General features: G+C 62.2%; 11 protein-coding genes. 2 read left to right on the top strand and 9 right to left on the bottom strand.

What is annotated here, in order from left to right; all coding sequences use genetic code 11:
• Positions 1 to 7: 7 nt before the first annotated feature.
• The 3 genes from ACWIKB_RS28290 to ACWIKB_RS28300 form a co-directional block, all read right to left on the bottom strand.
• Positions 8 to 7,642, bottom strand: a complete 7,635-nt coding sequence (locus ACWIKB_RS28290; protein WP_475270794.1) for an Ig-like domain-containing protein — start codon at positions 7,640 to 7,642, stop codon at positions 8 to 10.
• 53 nt (positions 7,643 to 7,695) lie between these two features.
• A complete protein-coding gene (locus ACWIKB_RS28295) occupies positions 7,696 to 8,541 on the bottom strand; it encodes a sulfotransferase family protein (RefSeq protein ID WP_475270795.1) in 846 nt (281 codons plus the stop codon).
• 176 nt (positions 8,542 to 8,717) lie between these two features.
• Entirely contained in the window at positions 8,718 to 10,310 is a 1,593-nt protein-coding gene (locus ACWIKB_RS28300) for a glycosyltransferase family 39 protein (protein WP_475270796.1), read from the bottom strand.
• 194 nt (positions 10,311 to 10,504) lie between these two features.
• Between ACWIKB_RS28300 and ACWIKB_RS28305 the strand changes: the two genes are divergently transcribed.
• Both ACWIKB_RS28305 and ACWIKB_RS28310 read left to right on the top strand, forming a co-directional pair.
• Positions 10,505 to 11,128, top strand: a complete 624-nt coding sequence (locus tag ACWIKB_RS28305) for a phage tail protein (RefSeq protein WP_475270797.1) — start codon at positions 10,505 to 10,507, stop codon at positions 11,126 to 11,128.
• Positions 11,129 to 11,182: 54 nt separating this feature from the next.
• Complete coding sequence (locus ACWIKB_RS28310; RefSeq protein WP_475270799.1) at positions 11,183 to 11,494, top strand: hypothetical protein; 312 nt, start codon at positions 11,183 to 11,185, stop codon at positions 11,492 to 11,494.
• On the opposite strand, the gene ACWIKB_RS28315 is transcribed toward ACWIKB_RS28310, so the two are convergent.
• From ACWIKB_RS28315 to ACWIKB_RS28340, 6 genes are all read right to left on the bottom strand, one after another.
• Positions 11,487 to 12,005: a GNAT family N-acetyltransferase gene (locus tag ACWIKB_RS28315; protein ID WP_475270801.1), complete on the bottom strand. Its 519-nt coding sequence runs from the start codon at positions 12,003 to 12,005 to the stop codon at positions 11,487 to 11,489. The genes ACWIKB_RS28310 and ACWIKB_RS28315 overlap by 8 nt on opposite strands.
• Positions 12,006 to 12,022: 17 nt before the next feature.
• Entirely contained in the window at positions 12,023 to 14,119 is a 2,097-nt protein-coding gene (locus ACWIKB_RS28320; RefSeq protein ID WP_475270803.1) for an efflux RND transporter periplasmic adaptor subunit, read from the bottom strand.
• A complete protein-coding gene (locus ACWIKB_RS28325; protein ID WP_475270804.1) occupies positions 14,120 to 15,439 on the bottom strand; it encodes an efflux RND transporter periplasmic adaptor subunit in 1,320 nt (439 codons plus the stop codon).
• On the bottom strand, positions 15,436 to 16,218 hold the full coding sequence (locus ACWIKB_RS28330) for an efflux RND transporter periplasmic adaptor subunit (protein WP_475270805.1): 783 nt from the start codon (positions 16,216 to 16,218) through the stop codon (positions 15,436 to 15,438). Before ACWIKB_RS28330 ends, ACWIKB_RS28325 begins: the two co-directional genes overlap by 4 nt.
• Before the next feature lie 276 nt (positions 16,219 to 16,494).
• Entirely contained in the window at positions 16,495 to 18,042 is a 1,548-nt protein-coding gene (locus tag ACWIKB_RS28335; RefSeq protein WP_475270806.1) for an efflux transporter outer membrane subunit, read from the bottom strand.
• Complete coding sequence (locus ACWIKB_RS28340) at positions 18,039 to 19,103, bottom strand: HlyD family secretion protein (RefSeq protein ID WP_475270807.1); 1,065 nt, start codon at positions 19,101 to 19,103, stop codon at positions 18,039 to 18,041. Before ACWIKB_RS28340 ends, ACWIKB_RS28335 begins: the two co-directional genes overlap by 4 nt.
• Between the last annotated feature and the right edge of the window lie 24 nt (positions 19,104 to 19,127).

Here is a 19,127-nt window from a genome sequence, read left to right on the forward strand (position 1 = left end):
TGTGTGTTCAAGCCTGCATTTCGCTGATGCCGACGTGTTGCAAAGCGGCGGCCAGGCGATTGACCTGCCGTTGCTCGGTGTCTTTGAGTTCTTGTAATTGTTGGACCAGCGACGGCGCGCCAAACACTCCGCGTAGCCCTTGGGAAGCATCCCCACCCCGAATCGAATGACTGCCGAAGGAATTCAGCGAGTCGCGCTCGGCGCTGGTGTCCTGATTGAACAGACTCGACAGCGTACTGGTGCTGAACACCCCGCCATCGCCGCCGCCAAAACCGAGGAAACCGTGGCCCGTGCCATCGCCACCGCTCTCGCTGCTGCTGAATACTTGGGCGATAAAACTCGGCGACAGCGCCCCGCGGTTGATGAAAATGTCGCCCAGTGGCCGGATGCCGTCGCCGATGATCCGGTCTTCGAACAACGGAGCAAAGGTCAGTGGCGAGGCCAGTGTGCCGGTTGGCGCGGCGAAGATGACCGGTTGCAGCGGCAGGTGCGGTTGATCGATGACGATCACCGGTTGCGAGACGCGAAACTCCGGATCCGGCGGCACCACCACGATCGGCGAAGTCGGTACCGACACGGTGTTGATCGCATAGCCGTTCGACTGGCTGGTGCCGCTACCGGCATTGCCCGAACCGTCCGTGACGCCCGCGATGTTCAGACTGATCGCGTTGTTGCCGTTGCTGACATTGCTGGTCGGCGTCAGCAGCGCGGTCCAGGTTTTGCCACCGTCGTTGCTCGACAGGTTGGACAAGGTGCCATTGGCCACGCTGACGTCCGACAGGTCGAAACCGCTCACCGCCTCATTGAACGTGAAGGTCACCAGTGACGTCTGGCCGACACCCAGGTTCGGGTTGGCCACCACCACCGTGGCGGTCGGCCGCTCGCCGTCGATCACATAGTTATTGGAAACCGCCACACCATCGCCGGTGTTGCCTGCCAGGTCGGTGACGTTGCTGGTGTCCAGGGCAATGAAGTTGCTCGGGTCGGTGATGTTCGCGGTCGGCGTGAAGGTGCCGGTCCAGGTTTTGCCGCCGTCGCTGCTGGCCAGGTTGGTCAGCTCGCCGTTGGTCACGCTGAGGTCCGACAGGTCGAAGTTGTTCACCGCTTCGCTGAAGGTAATCGTTACCAGTGTGGTCTGGCCCATGCCCAGGTTCGGGTTGGCGACCACGATGGTTGCCGTCGGCCGCGTGGCATCGAGCGCGTAGTTGTTGGAAATCGCGATCCCGGCGCCGGCATTGCCTGCGGCGTCCGTCACGTTGCTGTTGTCGAGCAGGATCAGGTTGGTGGTGTCGTTGATGTTGGCCGTCGGGGTCAGGGTCGCCGTCCAGGTTTTGCCGCCGTCACTGCTGAGCAGGTTGGACAGGGTGCCATTGGCGACGCTGAGGTCCGACAAGTCGAAACCCGAAACCGTCTCTGTGAAGGTGATGGTGACCGTAGTCGTTTCGCCGATGCCCAAGCGGTTATCTGCCACGACAATGGTCGCGGTCGGCCGTGCGGTGTCGATGGCGTAGTTGTTGGAATCGGTCACGCCCACGCCACTGTTGCCCGATGCGTTGGTCACACCGCTGTTGTCGAGGCTGATCAGGTTGGTGGTGTCCGTCACATTGACGGTTGGCGTGAAGGTCGCGGTCCAGGTGATACCGCCGTCACTGCTGCTGACGTTGCTCAACGTGCCGTTGGCGATGGTCAGGTCGGCGTTGGTGAAACCGCTCACGGCTTCGCTGAAGGTGATGGTCACCCCTGAAGTTTCACCGGCCTTGAGGGCGGTGTCAGCGATCACGATAGTCGCGGTCGGCACCTCGGTATCGACCGCGTAGTTGGCCGAGTTGGTCACACCCGTCCCGGCGTTGCCGGCAATGTCCGTAACGCCGGCATTGTTCAGGGTGATCAGGTTAGTCGCATCGGTCACGCCCACTGTCGGAGTGAAGGTCCCGGTCCAGGTAATGCCGCCGTCACTGCTGCTGACGTTGCTCAATGTGCCGTTGGCGACGCTCAAATCACTGTTATCGAAACCGCTGACGGCTTCGCTGAAGGTGATGGTCACCAGCGACGTTTCCCCGGGCCGCAGATCGGTATCGGACATGACGATGGTGGCGGTCGGACGTTGGCTGTCGATCACATAGTTATTGGAATCGGTGGTGCCGCTGCCGGCGTTGCCCGCCAGATCGGCCACGCCGGTATTGTCCAGGCGCACGATGTTGCTGGTGTCGGTAATGCCAGCCAACGGCGTCAAGGTGGCGGTCCAGGTGATCCCGCCGTCGCTGCTGGTGACGTTGCTCAGGGTGGCGTTATCGATGGTCAGATCGCTGTTATCGAAACCGCTGACTGCCTCACTGAAGGTGATAGTCACTTGGGTCGTCTGACCAACCCCCAGGGCAGCGTCGGCCACGACGATGGTCGCGGTTGGGCGCACGGTGTCGATGGCGTAGTTGTTCGAATCGGTGGTGCCGGAGCCTGAGTTGCCCGAGGCGTTTTGCACGCCGCTGTTATCCAGGGTGATCAGGTTGGTGGTGTCGGTGATGGCGTTGGTCGGCGTAAACGTCGCCGTCCAGGTAATGCCGCCATCGCTGCTGGTCAGCGCGCCCAACGTGCCGTTGGCAATCGTCAGGTCGGCATTGCTAAAGCCTGTCACCGCTTCAGAGAAGGTGATGGTTACCAGCGAGGTTTCGCCGATCTTCAGCGCGTTGTCGGCGACCACGATGGTGGCCGTCGGTAGCACGGTGTCGATGGTGAAGTTGGCCGAATTGGTGATGCCGCTGCCCGCGTTACCGGCAAGGTCGGCCACACCGGCGTTGCTCAGGCTGATCAGGTTGGTGGTGTCCTTGACGCCGACTGTCGGTGTGAAGGTCGCAGTCCAGGTGATGCCGCCGTCGCTGCTGCTCACCGCGCTCAACGTGCCGTTGGGAATGCTCAGGTCGGCGTTGGTGAAACCGCTCACCGCCTCGCTGAAGGTGATGGTCACCAGCGACGTTTCGCCCGCACTCAGGGTCGGGTCGGCGACCACGATAGTGGCGGTCGGGCGCAGGCTGTCGATCACGTAGTTGTTGGAATCGGTGGTACCCGCGCCCGCATTGCCGGCCACGTCGGTGATCCCGGTGTTGTTCAGCGTGATGAGGTTAGTCGCGTCGTTGATGCTCGCGTTCGGCGTGAACGTCGCGGTGTAGGTGATGTTGTCGCTGGTGGTCAAACCGGTGAGGTTGCCGTTCTCGACCGTAAAGTCGGCGAGGGTCAGGCCGGTCACCGCTTCGCTGAACGTGATGGTCACCAGCGAGTTTTGGCCCAGCGCCAATGTCGGGTCGGCCACGACGACGGTCGCGGTTGGGCGCACGGTGTCGATGGCGTAGTTGTTCGAGTCGGTGCTGCCGCTGCCGACGTTACCGGAAGAGACGCCCTGAACACCCGTGTTGTCCAGGGTGATCAGGTTAGTGCCATCAGTAATGGCGTTGGTCGGCGTGAAGGTCGCCGTCCAGGTAATGCCACCGTCGCTGGAGCTGACGGCGGTCAACGTACCGTTGGCGATGGTCAGGTCAGCGTTGGTGAAACCGGTCACCGCCTCGCTGAAGGTGATGGTTACCAGCGAGGTTTCGCCGATGTTCAGCGCATTGTCAGCGACCACGATGGTCGCCGTCGGCGCCACGGTGTCGATGGTGTAGTTGCCGGAGTTGGTGGTGCCCGCGCCCGCGTTACCGGCCAGGTCAGCCACGCCGGCATTGGCCAGGGTGATGACGTTGGTCGCGTCATTGATGCCGGCGGTCGGGGTGAAGGTCGCGGTCCAGGTGATGCCACCGTCGCTGGAGCTGACGGCGGTCAACGTGCCGTTGGCGATGCTCAGGTCAGCGTTGGTGAAACCGCTCACTGCTTCACTGAAGGTGATGGTCACCAGCGAGGTTTCGCCGGCACTCAGGGTCGGGTCGGCCAGGACGATGGTTGCCGTCGGGCGGACCGTGTCGATCGCGTAGTTATTGGAATCGGTGGTGCCGCTGCCGGCGTTGCCCGCCGTGTCGCTGACCCCAGTGTTGTCCAGGGTGATCAGGTTGGTCGCGTCGTTGGTGCTGGCGCTTGGGGTAAAGGTTGCCGTCCAGGTGATGCCGCCGTCGCTGCTGCTCACCGCCGTCAACGTGCCGTTGGCAATGGTGAGGTCAGCGTTGGTGAAACCGGTCACGGCTTCGCTGAAGGTGATGGTCACCAGCGAGGTTTCGCCGATTTTCAGAGCATTGTCCGCCACCACGATGGAGGCAGTCGGCCGCACGGTGTCGATGGCATAGTTGTTGGAGTTGGTCGAGCCGCTGCCGGCATTGCCTGACAGGTCCTGCACGCCGGTGTTGTCCAGGGTGATCAGGTTCGTCGCGTCATTGGTGCTGGCGCTTGGGGTAAAGGTCGCCGTCCAGGTGATGCCGCCGTCGCTGCTGCTCACCGCGGTGAGTGTGCCGTTGGCGATGGTCAGGTCGGCGTTGGTAAAACCGGTCACGGCCTCGCTGAAGGTGATGGTCACCAGCGAGGTTTCGCCGATTTTCAGCGCGTTGTCGGCCACCACGATGGTCGCGGTCGGACGCAGGGTGTCGATGGCGTAGTTGTTCGAGTTGGTCGAGCCGGCCCCGGCATTGCCGGACAGATCCTGCACGCCGGTGTTGTCCAGGGTGATCAGATTGGTGGTGTCATTGGTGCTGGCAGTTGGGGTAAAGGTCGCCGTCCAGGTGATACCGCCGTCGCTGCTGCTCACGGCGGTGAGTGTGCCGTTGGCGATGGTCAGGTCGGCGTTGGTGAAACCGCTCACGGCTTCGCTGAAGGTAATGGTCACCAGCGACGTTTCGCCAATGCTCAACGCGGTGTCGGCCACGACGATGGTCGCGGTCGGGCGCACGGTATCGATGGCGTAATTGTTGGAATCGGTGGTGCCGGTGCCCGCGTTGCCTGCCGTGTCGCTGACCCCGGTGTTGGCCAGGGTGATCAGGTTGGTCGTGTCAGTGATGCTGGCGGTTGGCGTGAAGGTTGCCGTCCAGGTGATGCCGCCGTCGCTGCTGCTCACGGCCGTGAGTGTGCCGTTGGCGATGGTCAGGTCGGCGTTGGTGAAACCGGTCACGGCTTCGCTGAAGGTGAAGGTCACGAGCGAGGTTTCGCCGATTTTCAGCGCGGTGTCCGCCACCACGATGGTCGCCGTCGGGCGCTGGGTGTCGATGGCATAGTTGTTGGAGTTGATCACACCGAGCCCGGCATTGCCGGACAGGTCCTGCACGCCGGTCTTGTCCAGGGTGATCAGGTTGGTGGTGTCAGTGATGCCGGCGGTTGGCGTGAAGGTCGCGGTCCAGGTGATGCCGCCGTCGCTGCTGCTCACCGCCGTCAACGTGCCGTTGGCGATGGTCAGGTCAGCGTTGGTGAAACCGGTCACGGCTTCACTGAAGGTGATGGTCACCAGCGAGGTTTCGCTGCCGTTCAGCGCGGTGTCCGCGACCACGATGGTCGCCGTCGGCGCCACGGTATCGTGGATCACGTAGTTGTTGGAGGTGCCGGAACCGGTGCCGACGTTACCCGCCAAATCCTGCACACCGGTGGTGTCGAGGGTGATGGCGTTGGTCGGTGCGTTGATATTGCCCGCCGCCGTCAGGGTCGCGGTCCAGGTGATGCCGCCATCGCTGCTGCTGAGCCCGCTGACCGAACCGTTGGCCACGGTCAGGTCGGCAGTGGTGAAACCGGTCACGGCTTCACTGAAAGTGATGGTCACCAGCGACGTGCCGCCGGAGTTCAATGATGTGGTGCCGACTACGATGCTGGACACGGTCGGCGGGGTCACGTCCGGTGCGTAGTTGGTATTGACCACACCGCCGTCGTTGAAGATGTTGCTGACAGCGGCCGGAGAGCTGCCTGTCGCGCCTCCGCCCGATGCCGGTCCGCCTGCACCGCTGCCGCCAGCGTTGCCGGCCATGGCGCCGAAGTTGGCCGCCGTCATCAGCAGGGTGCCTTTGTTCCAGATCGCGCCGACGCCTTTGCCGCCCGCGCCGCCCGGGTCGGACGAACCGCCCAGGCCACCGCCACCGCCGCCACCGCCACCAGCCGCGACGTTGTTGGAGATGACGGACGTACCGACGACCGTCAGGGTGCCGGTCGATGCGTTGTAGATACCGCCGGATGCCGAAGAACCGGCCCGGCCGGGATGGTCCCAACCGGAGCCACCGCCACCACCGCCGATGGACACGGTGCCGTTGGTCGCCGTGCCACCGTTGCCGCCGCTACTGTAATTGGAAGCGCCGATGCCGCCGGCGCCGCCAGTGGTAGTCCCCCCTTTGCCGCCCATGTAATTGGAGTTGTAGGTGCCCCCATTGCCACCACTGCCCGCCCCGCCGCCCGTACCGGCATAAACGCCAGTGCCGAAACCGGCGGTGCCGCCATGACCACCGGTTTGACCACCCAGCGCACCGCCACCACCACCGCCACCGCCGACCGCACCACCGACGTAAGGAGCGGTGACACCACCGCCGCCACCGCCGCCCGAGGCCGCGTTATCAGTCACGGTGACGTTTTTGAGGGTCAGGTTGCCGGAGTTGAAAATACCACCGCCCATCGCCCCGGCGCCGTCCGTCCCTGCCGCCGCGCCCACACCGGCCACCATGCCTTGCTTGATGACCAAACCGTCGAAGGTCGCTGTGACGCCGGAGTTGACCTGTACCACACGGGTTTTGTACTGGCCGTTAAGGGTGACATCGGCAATGCCGTCGTTATTGAGATCACCATCAATGGTGACGTTCTTGGTGATGGTCAGTTGCGAGTTCAGGCTGACGATCATGCTGCTACTGAAGGTGACGGTGTCGCCGGCCACAGCAGTGGACAGAGCAGTACGCAAAGAACCCACGCCGCTGTCGCTGTTGTTGAGTACGGTCAGCGTCGCCAGGCTGTACTGGTAACCGGCCATGGACTCGGACGACAGCACACTGCGGCTTTCAATACTGCCGGTAGCGATTTCCAGGTTCCAGTCACCGCCCACACCGGTACGGTTGGTGGACGCGGCGATATCGCGGCCGGTGAGTTGCGCCAGCGAGTCGACAAAACTCACGCCGCGTTCGCCGGCGGCGGTATTACAGGCGTAAATCAGAATATCGCCACCAACGTTCATGTCCTTGCCGATCTGGGCCAGCACGTCGCTGCGGGCGGCGACGTTGTCAGCCGACAGGTAGCTGTTGCCCAGCCACAGGTCGCCGGCGTTGCCGTGGGCGATGATCTGCACCGAACTGACACCCTGATGGGTATCGAGGTAAGCGGCAATCTGCTGCAAGCCGTCCTTGGTGGCGTCCAGCGTCACCACTTGGGTGCCTGGTGCCACGCCTTTGAGCAAGCTGTCGGTATCTTTGATTCGCGAATCGACGAACACCACGCTTTGGCCGGGCACGGCAGTGGGAGTTGCCGCCGGTGCGGGTGTGGCTGCCGAGGCGTTGTCCGCCTGGCCATGGGTGTCTTTGCTGGCAGCCGGGTGATCGGCCGCCGGCGCCTTGGCGGCGTCAGCCGTTGGGTGACTGTCAGGCTGGGCAGCGTCGGCCACCGTGGCCGCGACCGCGCCGTCGAACAGCATTCGCGGTTCCAGGGACATGATCATCGGCGATGCCAGTACGCGAGCGCCCTGGGCCTTTTGCGATTTGCCGTTGCTCCACCACATGCTGCTCACCCGAACTCGAACTTTTATGACGGCCAAGAAAAAGCCGCGATCAATTAATTGATCGCGGCGTCGGATTTCATACGAATGACATTGGCGGCGCTGGAGGACCCATCGTGCCAAAAAGACAGTTCTGCATATTTGTCGAACAGGTCCGGCGGCAGGATCGTGCGCCGTGATTCCAGCGCCACTTGGCGTTTGACCCGATGCAACCCCGAAACACCCAGCGCCTGGTCAAACTCCGGCGCGTCGTAGACGAGGTTGTTGAAGTCATGCTCGAACCACGGCTCGCCGATAAATTCGTACACCAGCCGCAATACTCGCTCCGGCGCCTGGCTGAGCAGGTCGTAATCGACAATCAGCAACGAGTCGGCGTTTTCACCGTAATAAGCTTCTTTGAGCGCCGTCCAGGCAAAACCCACCAGGCGATTGCGCTGGGCCAGGGTTTCACAACGGCTGTAGACGGTGTTGCGCTCGACTTCGTCGTTGAACAGCTTGGTGTTCTCGAACGGGTTGGCGCGGTAAAGGCGCTCGAGGCTGTCCATCACCCAGGCGACGTTGCGCACACAGGCAATGGTTTTGGCCTTGGGAAACAAGTCCTGCAGCGCAGGCAGACGCGAGCACCATTGGCGGTTGGTATCGAAGATGACGGGCTTGTCGGCCTGGTCGGCGTAGTAGGAGTCAAACAACCCGCGCAGCAGACGGCGACGCATAGGTTTGTCGATCACCGCGCCGAACTCGCTGCCGGCGCTGCATTGTTCCAGGACGCTGGTAAAGAGGGTGCCAACGGGGCTGCTCATGCCGGCATGAAAGCGCGGGTTTTGCAGCAATATGGCGGCCAGCAGGGTCGACCCTGAGCGTGGCAAACCGGAGATAAAGTGGAACTGCTGCAATCCCTTCACCCTAAACTAAGTCCTTTTGTAGGACAGAGCGTAGTTCATGGATCACGGTTCAACTAGTGGTGTTTTGATATCAATTCGAAGCTAAAAACTACTGAGCTCCTCTCAAAGCATTGAACCAGATGTGTTGAAACGTTTAAGCGGATTCTGCAATCCACGGTCAGGGGTGCGAGGTCCGCTCAGCGCTTGCCGGTTGCCATCAAAAACAACCGCGCACGGTTATTGCCTGCGGCCATTTCACTGACTTTTTGCCAGCCTGCGGGTAACGGGGCGAATTCATCTGGCTGGTCGGCGGTACTGATCAACCACACACGCCCCGTCCCTGGCGGCAGTTCACTGAGGTGGTCGAGGTAGATTTTTTCGGCGTTGTCATCAACGAGTGTGCCGAACCCGTAGGCATTCGGACGGCTGGAAGCACCATTGGCCAGTGGCGGCGTATAGAGCAACGGAGCGGCGTCGGTGCGGTTGTAATAGACATAGGGCATGTACCAGAGCAAGTCGCTGATAACGATCTGGTCGCCATCGACGTAATGCTGATTGACGAACTCCACCATCACACTGGTCTGGTCGTTCACATCGACCGTGGCGTTGGTTTTCAGGCCCACTAGCTCGGTGCCGACCAGCAGCACCAGCAATGCCAGCGCCAGCACGCGAAAGCCGTCCCACAACCGGTCGATGGCCAGCGCCATGATCAGCGGCAAGCCCAGCGCAAAAGCGGTCAGGTAGCGTTCGATAAACACCGGCGAAATAAACGACACGCCGTACACCGTCAGCAGCGGCAGCACGGTGTAGATGGCAAGCAAGGCACTCCAGCGAAAGAGGCTGCGATCTCGCACAACCGTCACCCCGATCACCACCAGCAACAGCAGTGGCAGGGCAATGAAGATTGGCCACGGCAAGGCATCGCCATCGTCCTGGATCAGGTAATCCCAGACCATCGATGGCAACGAGCCCAAGGTAACGGGCATCTCCCAGCCCACATCACCGTTGGCCTTGAGCTGATCCAGGTGCTGAACCAGATCGACCAGGCCAGGCAGCCAGGGGAGGAACAGCACCACAATCGCAACGTTGGTCAGCCACCAGGCCGGGCGAGTGATGAGTTTCATCGGATGGGCTGGATGCAGGCGCAGGACCAACAGATAAGTCCAATGGGCGATCACGCACAGGGCCGTGAAGTAGTGGGTGTAGAACCCCGCGGTCATCAGCAACGCGTAGATCGCCAGATAACGCGTGCGCCGGGGTTGCTTGACCCAGTACACCAACGCAATCGTCGCGCCGAGCAACCACAGCCCAAGCAGCGAATACATCCGCACTTCCTGGCTGTAGCGAACCGCCGTGGGCAACAGTGCCAGCAACAAACCGGCGAGTAAGGCGGCACGGGGATTGGCGATCAACCGGACCAGCCAGACGCCCAGCGCTACGGTAGCGATACCAGGCAACGCGCTTAAGCTGCGGATAGAGAAAATGCCGTCACCGAACCATTCGATCCAGCCATGCAACACCATGAAATACAGTGGCGGATGCACGTCATGGGCGGCGTGAAACCAGATCTCGCCCAGCGAGTACTGGCTCATCAACAGGCTTGAACCTTCGTCGCCCCAAATAGCGGCTGCCGTGAGGTCGTAAAAACGCACCAACGCGGCCAACAACAGAATCAGCCAGAACCCGTAGTCAGCCAGCCATTGCGGCAGAGGCGAGAACGCCGTGGCCCGAGTGCGTCCGGGACGCCCGTCAGGCTTGCCGGCAAGTTCTGTTTCCCTGCGGTACTCCATCAATCTCACCCTCCCGCTCGAAAAAATCCCAATCACTTAGAGCACGCTCAGGAGTTGTCGTTCGATGCTGCCCCCATCTTCGCAAGAACGCAATCCGGCGACATTTGCACCAGCGTCTACGCTGAGTACTGGCCCAGGCAGTAGCGTCGGGCCAGTACGGCACCCTCCAAAAAACCACATGGATAAAAAAAACTATGGACGTTTTTCTCGGAACCATTCTTCCCTTTGGCTTCTCGTATGCTCCCAGCGGCTGGATGCAAGCTAACGGGCAGACGCTGCCAGTCAACCAGTACAACGCGTTGTTTGCCTTGCTAGGGATAACCTATGGCGGCAATGGCTCGCAAACCTTCATGCTGCCCAACCTGTGCGGGCGCCTGCCCATGCACCAGGGACAAGGCGTCAATCTGACGAACCGGGTCATCGGTGAAGTCATTGGCACCGAAAATACCAGTGTGCTGCTGACCAACCTGCCACCCCATGCCCCAGTCATCACGGCCACCGCGACCTCGGCCCTGACCGCCGCCACCACGGTCAACCTGGCCAGCGTCGCCAGCACTCCTACCACCGCGCCGTCGAATGACAATGCCTACATTGGCGCCTCTATCGCGTCGGGGCCAACCTCCGCCGCGATCTTCTCGACCGCGCAGGGCGCCAACCCGATAGCGCTCAAGGGTGTCAACAGCACCGTAGGCGGCACCGTCAACGTGACCGCCACCGCGCAGACCATCGGCAGCGGCACGCCACTGGGCATTATCAACCCGGTCCTGGTGTTGAACTTCTGTGTGGCCCTGCAGGGTCTTTTCCCTTCACGCAACTGACCTTGGTGTCGGGGCCGATGGCCCCGACCCTCCATTTTTTCAGGGAGCAGATTCATGCTTGATCAGATTACCGGCGACCATTTCCGCCAGTTGCTCGGCACTTCCAAGCCGCTTTACCTCAGCGATGGCAGCGAGATACCCGTAGTGATCGTGTCCGTGGTGGATAAGCCTAATGCACGCATGTCCGCCACCGGGCGCATGCCGTTTGGGGTGGAACTGAGCAGCCCGGCGCAGACCACCTTCATTGACGGGCCCTGCGCCATCGAGCTGCCGGAGCTGGGCCGGATCGAAGGCATTGTGGTCTCTCGCACTCCGGAGCTGGGGCGCGACGCCAACCACACCTACTTCGATATCACCGTCAACTGACTACCGCCGACTGCGGCTGGCCCGGATACCAGACCAGCCGCTCGGCCGCCACGTTGCTTTCCTCGACCTGAAACCCCAGCGCCAGATAATGCCGACGCGCATGGGGATTGTTGGCCCAAACCACCGTTGCCACCGGGCAACGCACCTGCTCGGCGGCTTTCTGTACACCTTGCAACACCGTGCGGCCATAGCCCTTGCCCCGCGCCGCTGGAATAAACGCCAGGTACAGCACGCGAATTTCGTTGGTGCCGAAATCGGCGGTAAGCGCGCCAATCGGCGTGCCGAGTTTTTCCACCACAAAGTGCATGGCATTGGGATAAGACTCCCCGGTGCCCTGCTCTTGCACTTTGAATTGCTGGGCGATCACTTCTTCCACCAGCTCTTGCTCGCCATCGATCCATTGCAGATCGGGCCGCGCGGCGTGGTAAAGGTTGTGCAAAAACGGCCCGTCGGTGGCACCGGACGGACGCACCACCAGATCACCCACGTCATTGGAATTGTTATTCAGCATTGCGATCTCTCCCTGCGCTAAAAACCACTCTCCCTCACACCCAGCGCCGCCATTCGGCGCCAGGCCGTTCCCAGCAATGACTCACTGTGGCCTTGCACGACCACCACACCACGTAACGGCTGCATGGGCGTCGCGATGTTTTCCAGCGTCGTCAGGCGTACCGCGTATTGCGCCTGGACCGGCTCCGGTCGCTGGTTTTGATCGCGACGAACAGCGATGGGGCCGTGGTGATCGGACGTCAGGGCTTCCAGATCGATGAAGCCGGCACCGTTGGCATCGATTTCACTCAATTGCACGGCGACAGCCGGGTGCATCGGGTCCTCGGCGATAAAACGCCCTTTGGCACCGGGGGCGACCCGCCACAATTCCGCCTCGGCCAGATAGCCACGCAATCGCGCGCCTTCTTCGACTACCCGGGCCAAGGCGTCTTTAGGCGACAGCCAACGGCCCGCGATCAATTGCGGCAACAGGTCCCGCACCTTTCCGGCCTGCGGTGCCCGAATCAGCAAGCGCTCTCGTTGCGCCGCCAAACCACGGTATTCGGCCACGGCCTCGGCCAGACGCTGCTCGACAATCCCGGCATCAGCAACGGTTTCACTGCGGCTGGCCTGACGGCGCATCTGCAATTGCTGGATCTGGATTTCCCGCCGGACGATGGCCTGGCGCGAATCGAGATCGGGCGATTCCAGCTCAATCAAAACGTCACCTTGGGCCACTAATTGACCATCGCTGACATTTACCTGTTTGACCCGCGCCGCCACCGGCGCATGCAACGTGCTCACGCGGCCCGCCTCCAGCATCGATGGCAACTCCACCGCACTGCGCCACGGCACGGCCAGCAGCAAGACAATCGCCACCAGCCCCAAGGTACTCAGCAACACCCGCGGTGCGTGGGCCTGATCGCGACGGGTCCACCACTCGCGCCATTCGCGCACGATCGGCAGGAAGATGAACCACACCAGTTCCACCATCATCAAGAAGATGCCCAACAGCTTGAAGAACAGGTGATACACCGCCAGCGCAATCCCGAAAAACAGCACCGCGCGCCACAGCCACGAGCCGTAACCCCAGATCAGCAAACGCCGTTGCATCGACGGCGACCAAGGCTCCGGTGCCGGCGCACCATAGCCAAACAAGGCTTCACGCAATCGCCAGCGGCACAAGGCGAAGGCCCGGCCCTGAAGGTTGTCGACTTCCCAGAAATCGCTGAGCAAAAAGTAACCATCGAAACGCATGAAAGGGTTGAGGTTGATCACCAGTGTGGTGATCCAGGTCGCACTGGCGAGCATGAATGCCGCCGTGCGTCCGGGACCATCGGGTAGAAACGACCAGGCCAGCAAAGCGATGCTGGCCAGCAGCAGTTCCGCCAACACGCCGCCGGCACCGATCAGCAAGCGTGCACGCCGATCATTGACCCGCCAGGCGTCACTGACGTCGGTGTAGAACATCGGCAGCATCACCATGAACGCCACACCCATGCTTTGCACCCGGCAACCAGCGCGCTTGGCCATGAAGGCATGGCCGAATTCGTGGCACAGCTTGGCGAAAAATAGCGCCACGCCGAACGCCAGCGCGCCGCCGAGGCTGAACAAGTGTGGGAAGGTCGCGATAAAGCGCTGCCAGTCCCGGGACACCAGAAACACCCCGAGGCCCAGGGTGGCCGGCAACCCATAGCGCAATGCCCGCGGACCGAAACGCTCCAGCCAAGGCCAGGCGCGATTAAGAAACGCGTCCGGGCGCCACAGCGGAATGCGGAAAAACAGGTATTGATGCAACAGGATCTGCCACAACGACTGGCGCTGGGCGGCGGCTTTAAGGCTGTAACTGGCGCGCTGTTGCGGGTCGAGGGCGGTGATCAGGTCATGGCCGCGCAGGAAATTCAGCAGTTGATCAAGCTCGGCACCGTCCAGTGGCAAACCCGGCTCGCGGTTCGCCGCTTGCAAGACCTTTTCGGGGTCGCCCAGAGACCAGTGGCGCAACAGACGCATGGCCGCCGCGCCGAGTTTGAAATAGCGACCGCGTACCGGGTCAGCCAAGGTCCAGCGCGGCGAGCCGTCGAGAGCTGGAGCCGCCGCCGACAGTTGCAGGTCTGCCCGCAGGCTCGGCAGGCTCATCTACAGGCCCACGCTTTGACGCAACCCGGCCAGCGGTCGGCGCAACAGGTATAACGCCAGCGGCGCGCGGTCGCCGAAAATTTTCGCGGTGCCGCGCAAGCCGATACGCGGGGGCGCCGCATCGAAATTCGCGTCCAGTCGGTAAGCCAATTGTCCACCGGCGGTGGGCTGCGCTTCGTAGGCCGAGCGTTCGAGTTTGGCCTGGTGCCGTTGCAACGGATCGCTGTCGAGAAACAGTGAAACCTGCGCGCCCGGTTCCAGGGCAATCGCATCACCGACCGCCAGTTCGATGCGTAATTCGGCCTGGTTAGGATCGGCGATTTCCATCAGCCGCTCGCCGGTCTGCACCGGTTTGCCGGTCCAGCGTTCGGCGTCGGCAAACACCGCGATGCCGTCCCGCTCGGCGCGCACTTCGCTGCGTTTGAGCAGCTCGCGGGCGTAATCCCGTTCGGCGCGTTTCTGTTCGACCCGTGCCGCCAGCAAATCGATTTTCGAGCTGGATTCAGCGTCGGCGAAGGAGCGCTGGGAATTGGCCTTGAGTTCGGCCTCGGCCACGCCCAAGGCGCGCTGGGACACATCGGCCTGGGCCGTGAGGGTGGTGTTTTCGAAGCGCAGCAGCAGGTCGCCGGTTTTCACCGTTTGATTGGGTTTAACCAGGAACTCTGAAATCACCCCGTCCAGCGGTGCGGCGACCACTCGGCCACCCAGCGGTACCACTTCGGCGGGCGCCAGCACCGATTGGCGCACCGGGATCAAAAGCGCGATCAGTGCCGCTGCCACCAGCAGCACCTGACGCTTACGGGTCCAGCGCAGTCGCCACGGTTTTCGCGGTTGCAGCGCCAGCCAGGCATGGCTGTAGGTATCGTCGAGTTGCGAGAGCAAAACTTGTTCGGAAGGATTCCAGGGATTGTCCCGGGCCAGCCACAAACCACCAAAGACTTCGCCTTGATGATCCACCAGCGGCAACCAGAACACCTGTGCGGCGGAAAGGCTTTGCCAATCCGCGCGGATCGACTCGCTAAGCACATCATGCGGGATCACTCGCGCCTGCTTCAGGACGTCGAGCTTGAACAACTGCGCCACCGCGTGCTCGACGAACGCCACAAACGGTGCATTCGGGTCCACCGCGCTCACGCCGGTCACGGCTTGCACCTTGCCGGCAATCAACAACGCCGCATGGCGAAAGCCGAACAGTGCCTGGCTGTCATTGACCAGGCTGTAGGCCAGTTGCGCCGGGGTGCGAGCCGCACGGGTCAGGCGTTCGAGGTCGAGAAAGCGGGCGAACACCTGTTCAGCGCCGCCCGGCAGCGGGGCGTTCACTTAAGCTCCGCGAAGCGCGCCGTTCCGCTCATGCCGGCCAACAGGCCGGTAGCATTAGGCAGTGTCGCCACCAGCAACAAGGTCTGGCTGCCTTCATCGATCCGCGCACCGAGGCGCTTGACCGTGGCATCCAGCGGCTGACCGGTCTCATCGGGAACAAAACTGAAGGTCTGGCCGGGTTTGAGCTTGCCCATCCAGCGCGACGGAATCAGCAGATGAATTTCCAGGGTGCGGTTATCGACCACATCCAGCAACGGCGCACCGGCAGCCACACTTTCATAGCGCTGGACCTTACGTTCGACGACCTGACCGTCAAACGGCGCCAGCACGCTGCAGCGCTTGACCTGCACCTGATAGACCTGGGATTGCGCCTGGGTTTCGCTGACCTTGGCCTCGGCCCGCGCCACTTCAAAACGCCCGACCGAATTCAACGCCGCCAGTTGCCTGTTGTGCGCCAGTTCTTCACTGGCCCCACGGCTGGCGGCCTGGGCCGCATTGAGCTGAGCTTGAAACCCCGAACAATCGAACTTGGCCAGGGTATCGCCCTTCTTGAACGACTCACCCTCGCTGAACGGCAACTCGACAACCCGCCCCGGTAATTCGCTGGCGAGCACCGCCTGGTCCCGAGCCCGCAGCACACCACGAGCCTCGCTGCTGGCCTGGGCAGCGCCACCGGCGGAATTGTTTTCCAGCAGCGGATCGTCTGGCGCAGGGGTTTGCGCCTGTACTGCACACGATACAAAGGCTAATCCTATAACCCAACTTCCAAGACGCTGCATAACCGTGACTCCCTGACGGATGGTCGGAGTCTACGACAGCGGGGGTTTGCGTCAAGCGAATAGCCATCATTGCTGAAAGAGAGCGATAAGCGACCGGTGTTTATTTACTTACAAGCTGCCAGGAAGCGTCCTACGGACTGCTCGGAATGCAGTCCATTGTTGGTATGACTGGATCACATTAATCTTTACCCACCCTTGTACGCAGCGATTAAGTTCGGCTGGCCGTTAGGGGCGCAAAAACCGGCTTCGGCCGGTTTTTCAATTTTTGCGAACTGACTAACGCTGCGCAGTCTCCGCTACCGGATAAACCGACTCCCATCCCCCACCCAACGCCTTGTACAACCCCACCATCGCCAACGACACGCCCGTCGAGCTCTCGACCCATTGCTGCTGAGTCGCCAGCAACTCGCCCTGCACGGTCAGTACGTTGACGAAATCCACCACGCCTTCGACGTATTGCTGTTGCGCGGTGCGCAGGGCGATCTGGTTCTGGCGCACGGCTTCGGCGAGGCTGTCGCGGCGAAGTTGGCTGGCGTTGTAGGCGGTCAGTTGGTCGTCGATCTCATGCCAGGCACGCAGCACGGTTTGTTGGTAGGCAATGGCGGCTTCCTGTTGCTGGGCTTCGCGCAGGTTGAGCATGCCGCGCAGGCGGCCGCCGTCGAACAGCGGCAGGCTGAATTGCGGGCCGATGCCAAACGAGCGCGAGCCCCAGGAGCCAAAATCGCTCAGTTGCATGGCTTGGGAACCGATGTTGCCGGACAGGGTGATTCGCGGATAAAAATCGCCCTTGGCCACGCCGATGCTGGCCGTCGCGGCATGCAGGCGGGCTTCGGCCTGACGGATGTCGGGGCGGCGTTCGGCCAATTGCGACGGCAGGCCGATCGCGACTTGGCGCGGGGTCTGTGGCACCGGGGCGTCTGTGGATAACTCGGCTAGCAGCGCTTGCGGCCGCTCGCCCATCAACAGGCTCAGGGCATTGATCAGTTGCGACTGACGCTGCTCCAACGCCGGCAGGCGCGATTCGATGGCAGCCACTTGCGCGGCGGCTTCGGCGACGTCCAGATCCGTGGCAACGCCGTCTGCCAGACGTAGTTGCGAGAGCTTCAGGCTATGGCGGGCGACGTCGAGGTTCTGCTCGGTGACGGCCCGAGTGTTCTGCACGCCGCGTAACTGGATGTAGTCCTGAGCGGTTTCGGCCAATACCGACAGCAGCACGCCACGACGATCGTTTTCGGCGCCTTCAAGGGTCGCATCGGCGGCTTCGGTTTCGCGGCGCACGCGGCCCCAGAAGTCCAGTTCCCAGGACGCGGAGAAACCGGCGTCCCAGAGATTGAAGGCCGAGCGGCCATTTTTGCCCGAGGGATCGCTCAGGCCTTCGCCACTGTTGCGTTCGCGTCCATAGCTGCCCGTGGCGGCGGTCGTCGGGTAGCGGTCAGCGGTGATCACCTGACGTGCGGCGCGACTTTGCTGCAAGCGGCTGCTGGCGAGTTTCAGGTCGAGGTTATCGGTCAGGGCACGTTGGCTCAGAGCTGAGAGTTTTGGGTCGTGAAAAACTTCCCACCAGCGTTCGTCCATCGTCTGTGTCGTTGCTTGGCTTTGCGCAGCTTTGGCTGGTTTTGACCAGTCGGTGATTTGTTGCGGCTGGGGTTTGTGGAAGTCTGGGCCGACGGTGCAAGCGGACATCCCCATGACGAGCAAGGCGCAGAAACTCAGTTGCGGCCACTGGCCTCTTCGCGAGCAAGCCCGCTCCCACATTGAAATGCGGTCCCCTGTGGGAGCGGGCTTGCTCGCGAAGGCGCCAGACAGATCAACAAAAATCTTCATCGTTGAACCACCTCATGCTTATCCACGCTGGCGGTATCAATCCGCGCATCCACCGACATCCCCACCCGCAACCGCTCAGCCAACGGCTGTCCCGGATCCAGCACAATCTTCACCGGAATCCGCTGCACCACTTTGGTGAAGTTGCCCGTGGCGTTGTCCGGTTTAACCGAGGCAAAGGTCACCCCGGTGGCCGGTGCGATGCTTTCGACGCGACCGCTCAACACCTCGCCGCCAAGGCTGTCGACACGCACCTGCACGTCCTGCCCCTGCTGCACATCCCTCAGTTGAGTCTCCTGGAAATTGGCGACCACAAAAGCCTGGGCCAACGGCACCACAGCCAGAATCTTGCTCCCCGGCGTGACATAAGCGCCCACCCGCACCGCCCGCTCACCGACCATGCCGTCCTGCGGCGCGACGATCCGCGTGTAGGACAGCTCGTAACTGGCAATCTCCAGCGCCGCTTGCGCGCGTTTCAGCCCACCTTCGGCGGCATCGCGCTGGGCGGTGAGAATGTCCACCTGCTTGCGTTCCGCCGCCAGCACCGCCGTGGCGTTGGCCAATCGAGCGGTCGCCTGATCGATGCGGGTTCGCGCCTGTTGCGCGTTCTGCACCGTACCGGCACCGACACCCGCGAGGTGGTCGTAGCGGTTCAATTCATGCTCGGCGAAGGCCATTTCAGCCTTGGCCGAGACCACGGTGGCCTGGGCCTGGGCGATCACAGACGCCTGGCGCTCAAGAGTCGCACGGGCGTTTTGCAGCTGCGCCCTGGCCACCAGGGTTTCGGCATCGGCAGCCTGGGCAGCGGCGCGCAGGTCGCGATCATCGATCAACGCCAGCAGTTGCCCGGCCTTGACCTGCTGGTTGTCCTCCACCAACACCTCTTTGATAAACCCGGCAACCCGTGGCACGACCAGGGTGAAATCCGCCGAGATAAAGGCGTCGTTGGTGCTCTGTTGCGTGCGTTTGCCGAACAGGCCTGGCGCGACCAGATAAATCAGCACGCCGACCGCGATCGCTGCGGCGACGCCGACAGCCACTTTTTGCTTGGTAAAAGTCGTCATAAAAACCTTCTGGTTCAGTGAAGC

It is taken from the genome of Pseudomonas sp. 5Vm1k (genome assembly GCF_056161485.1).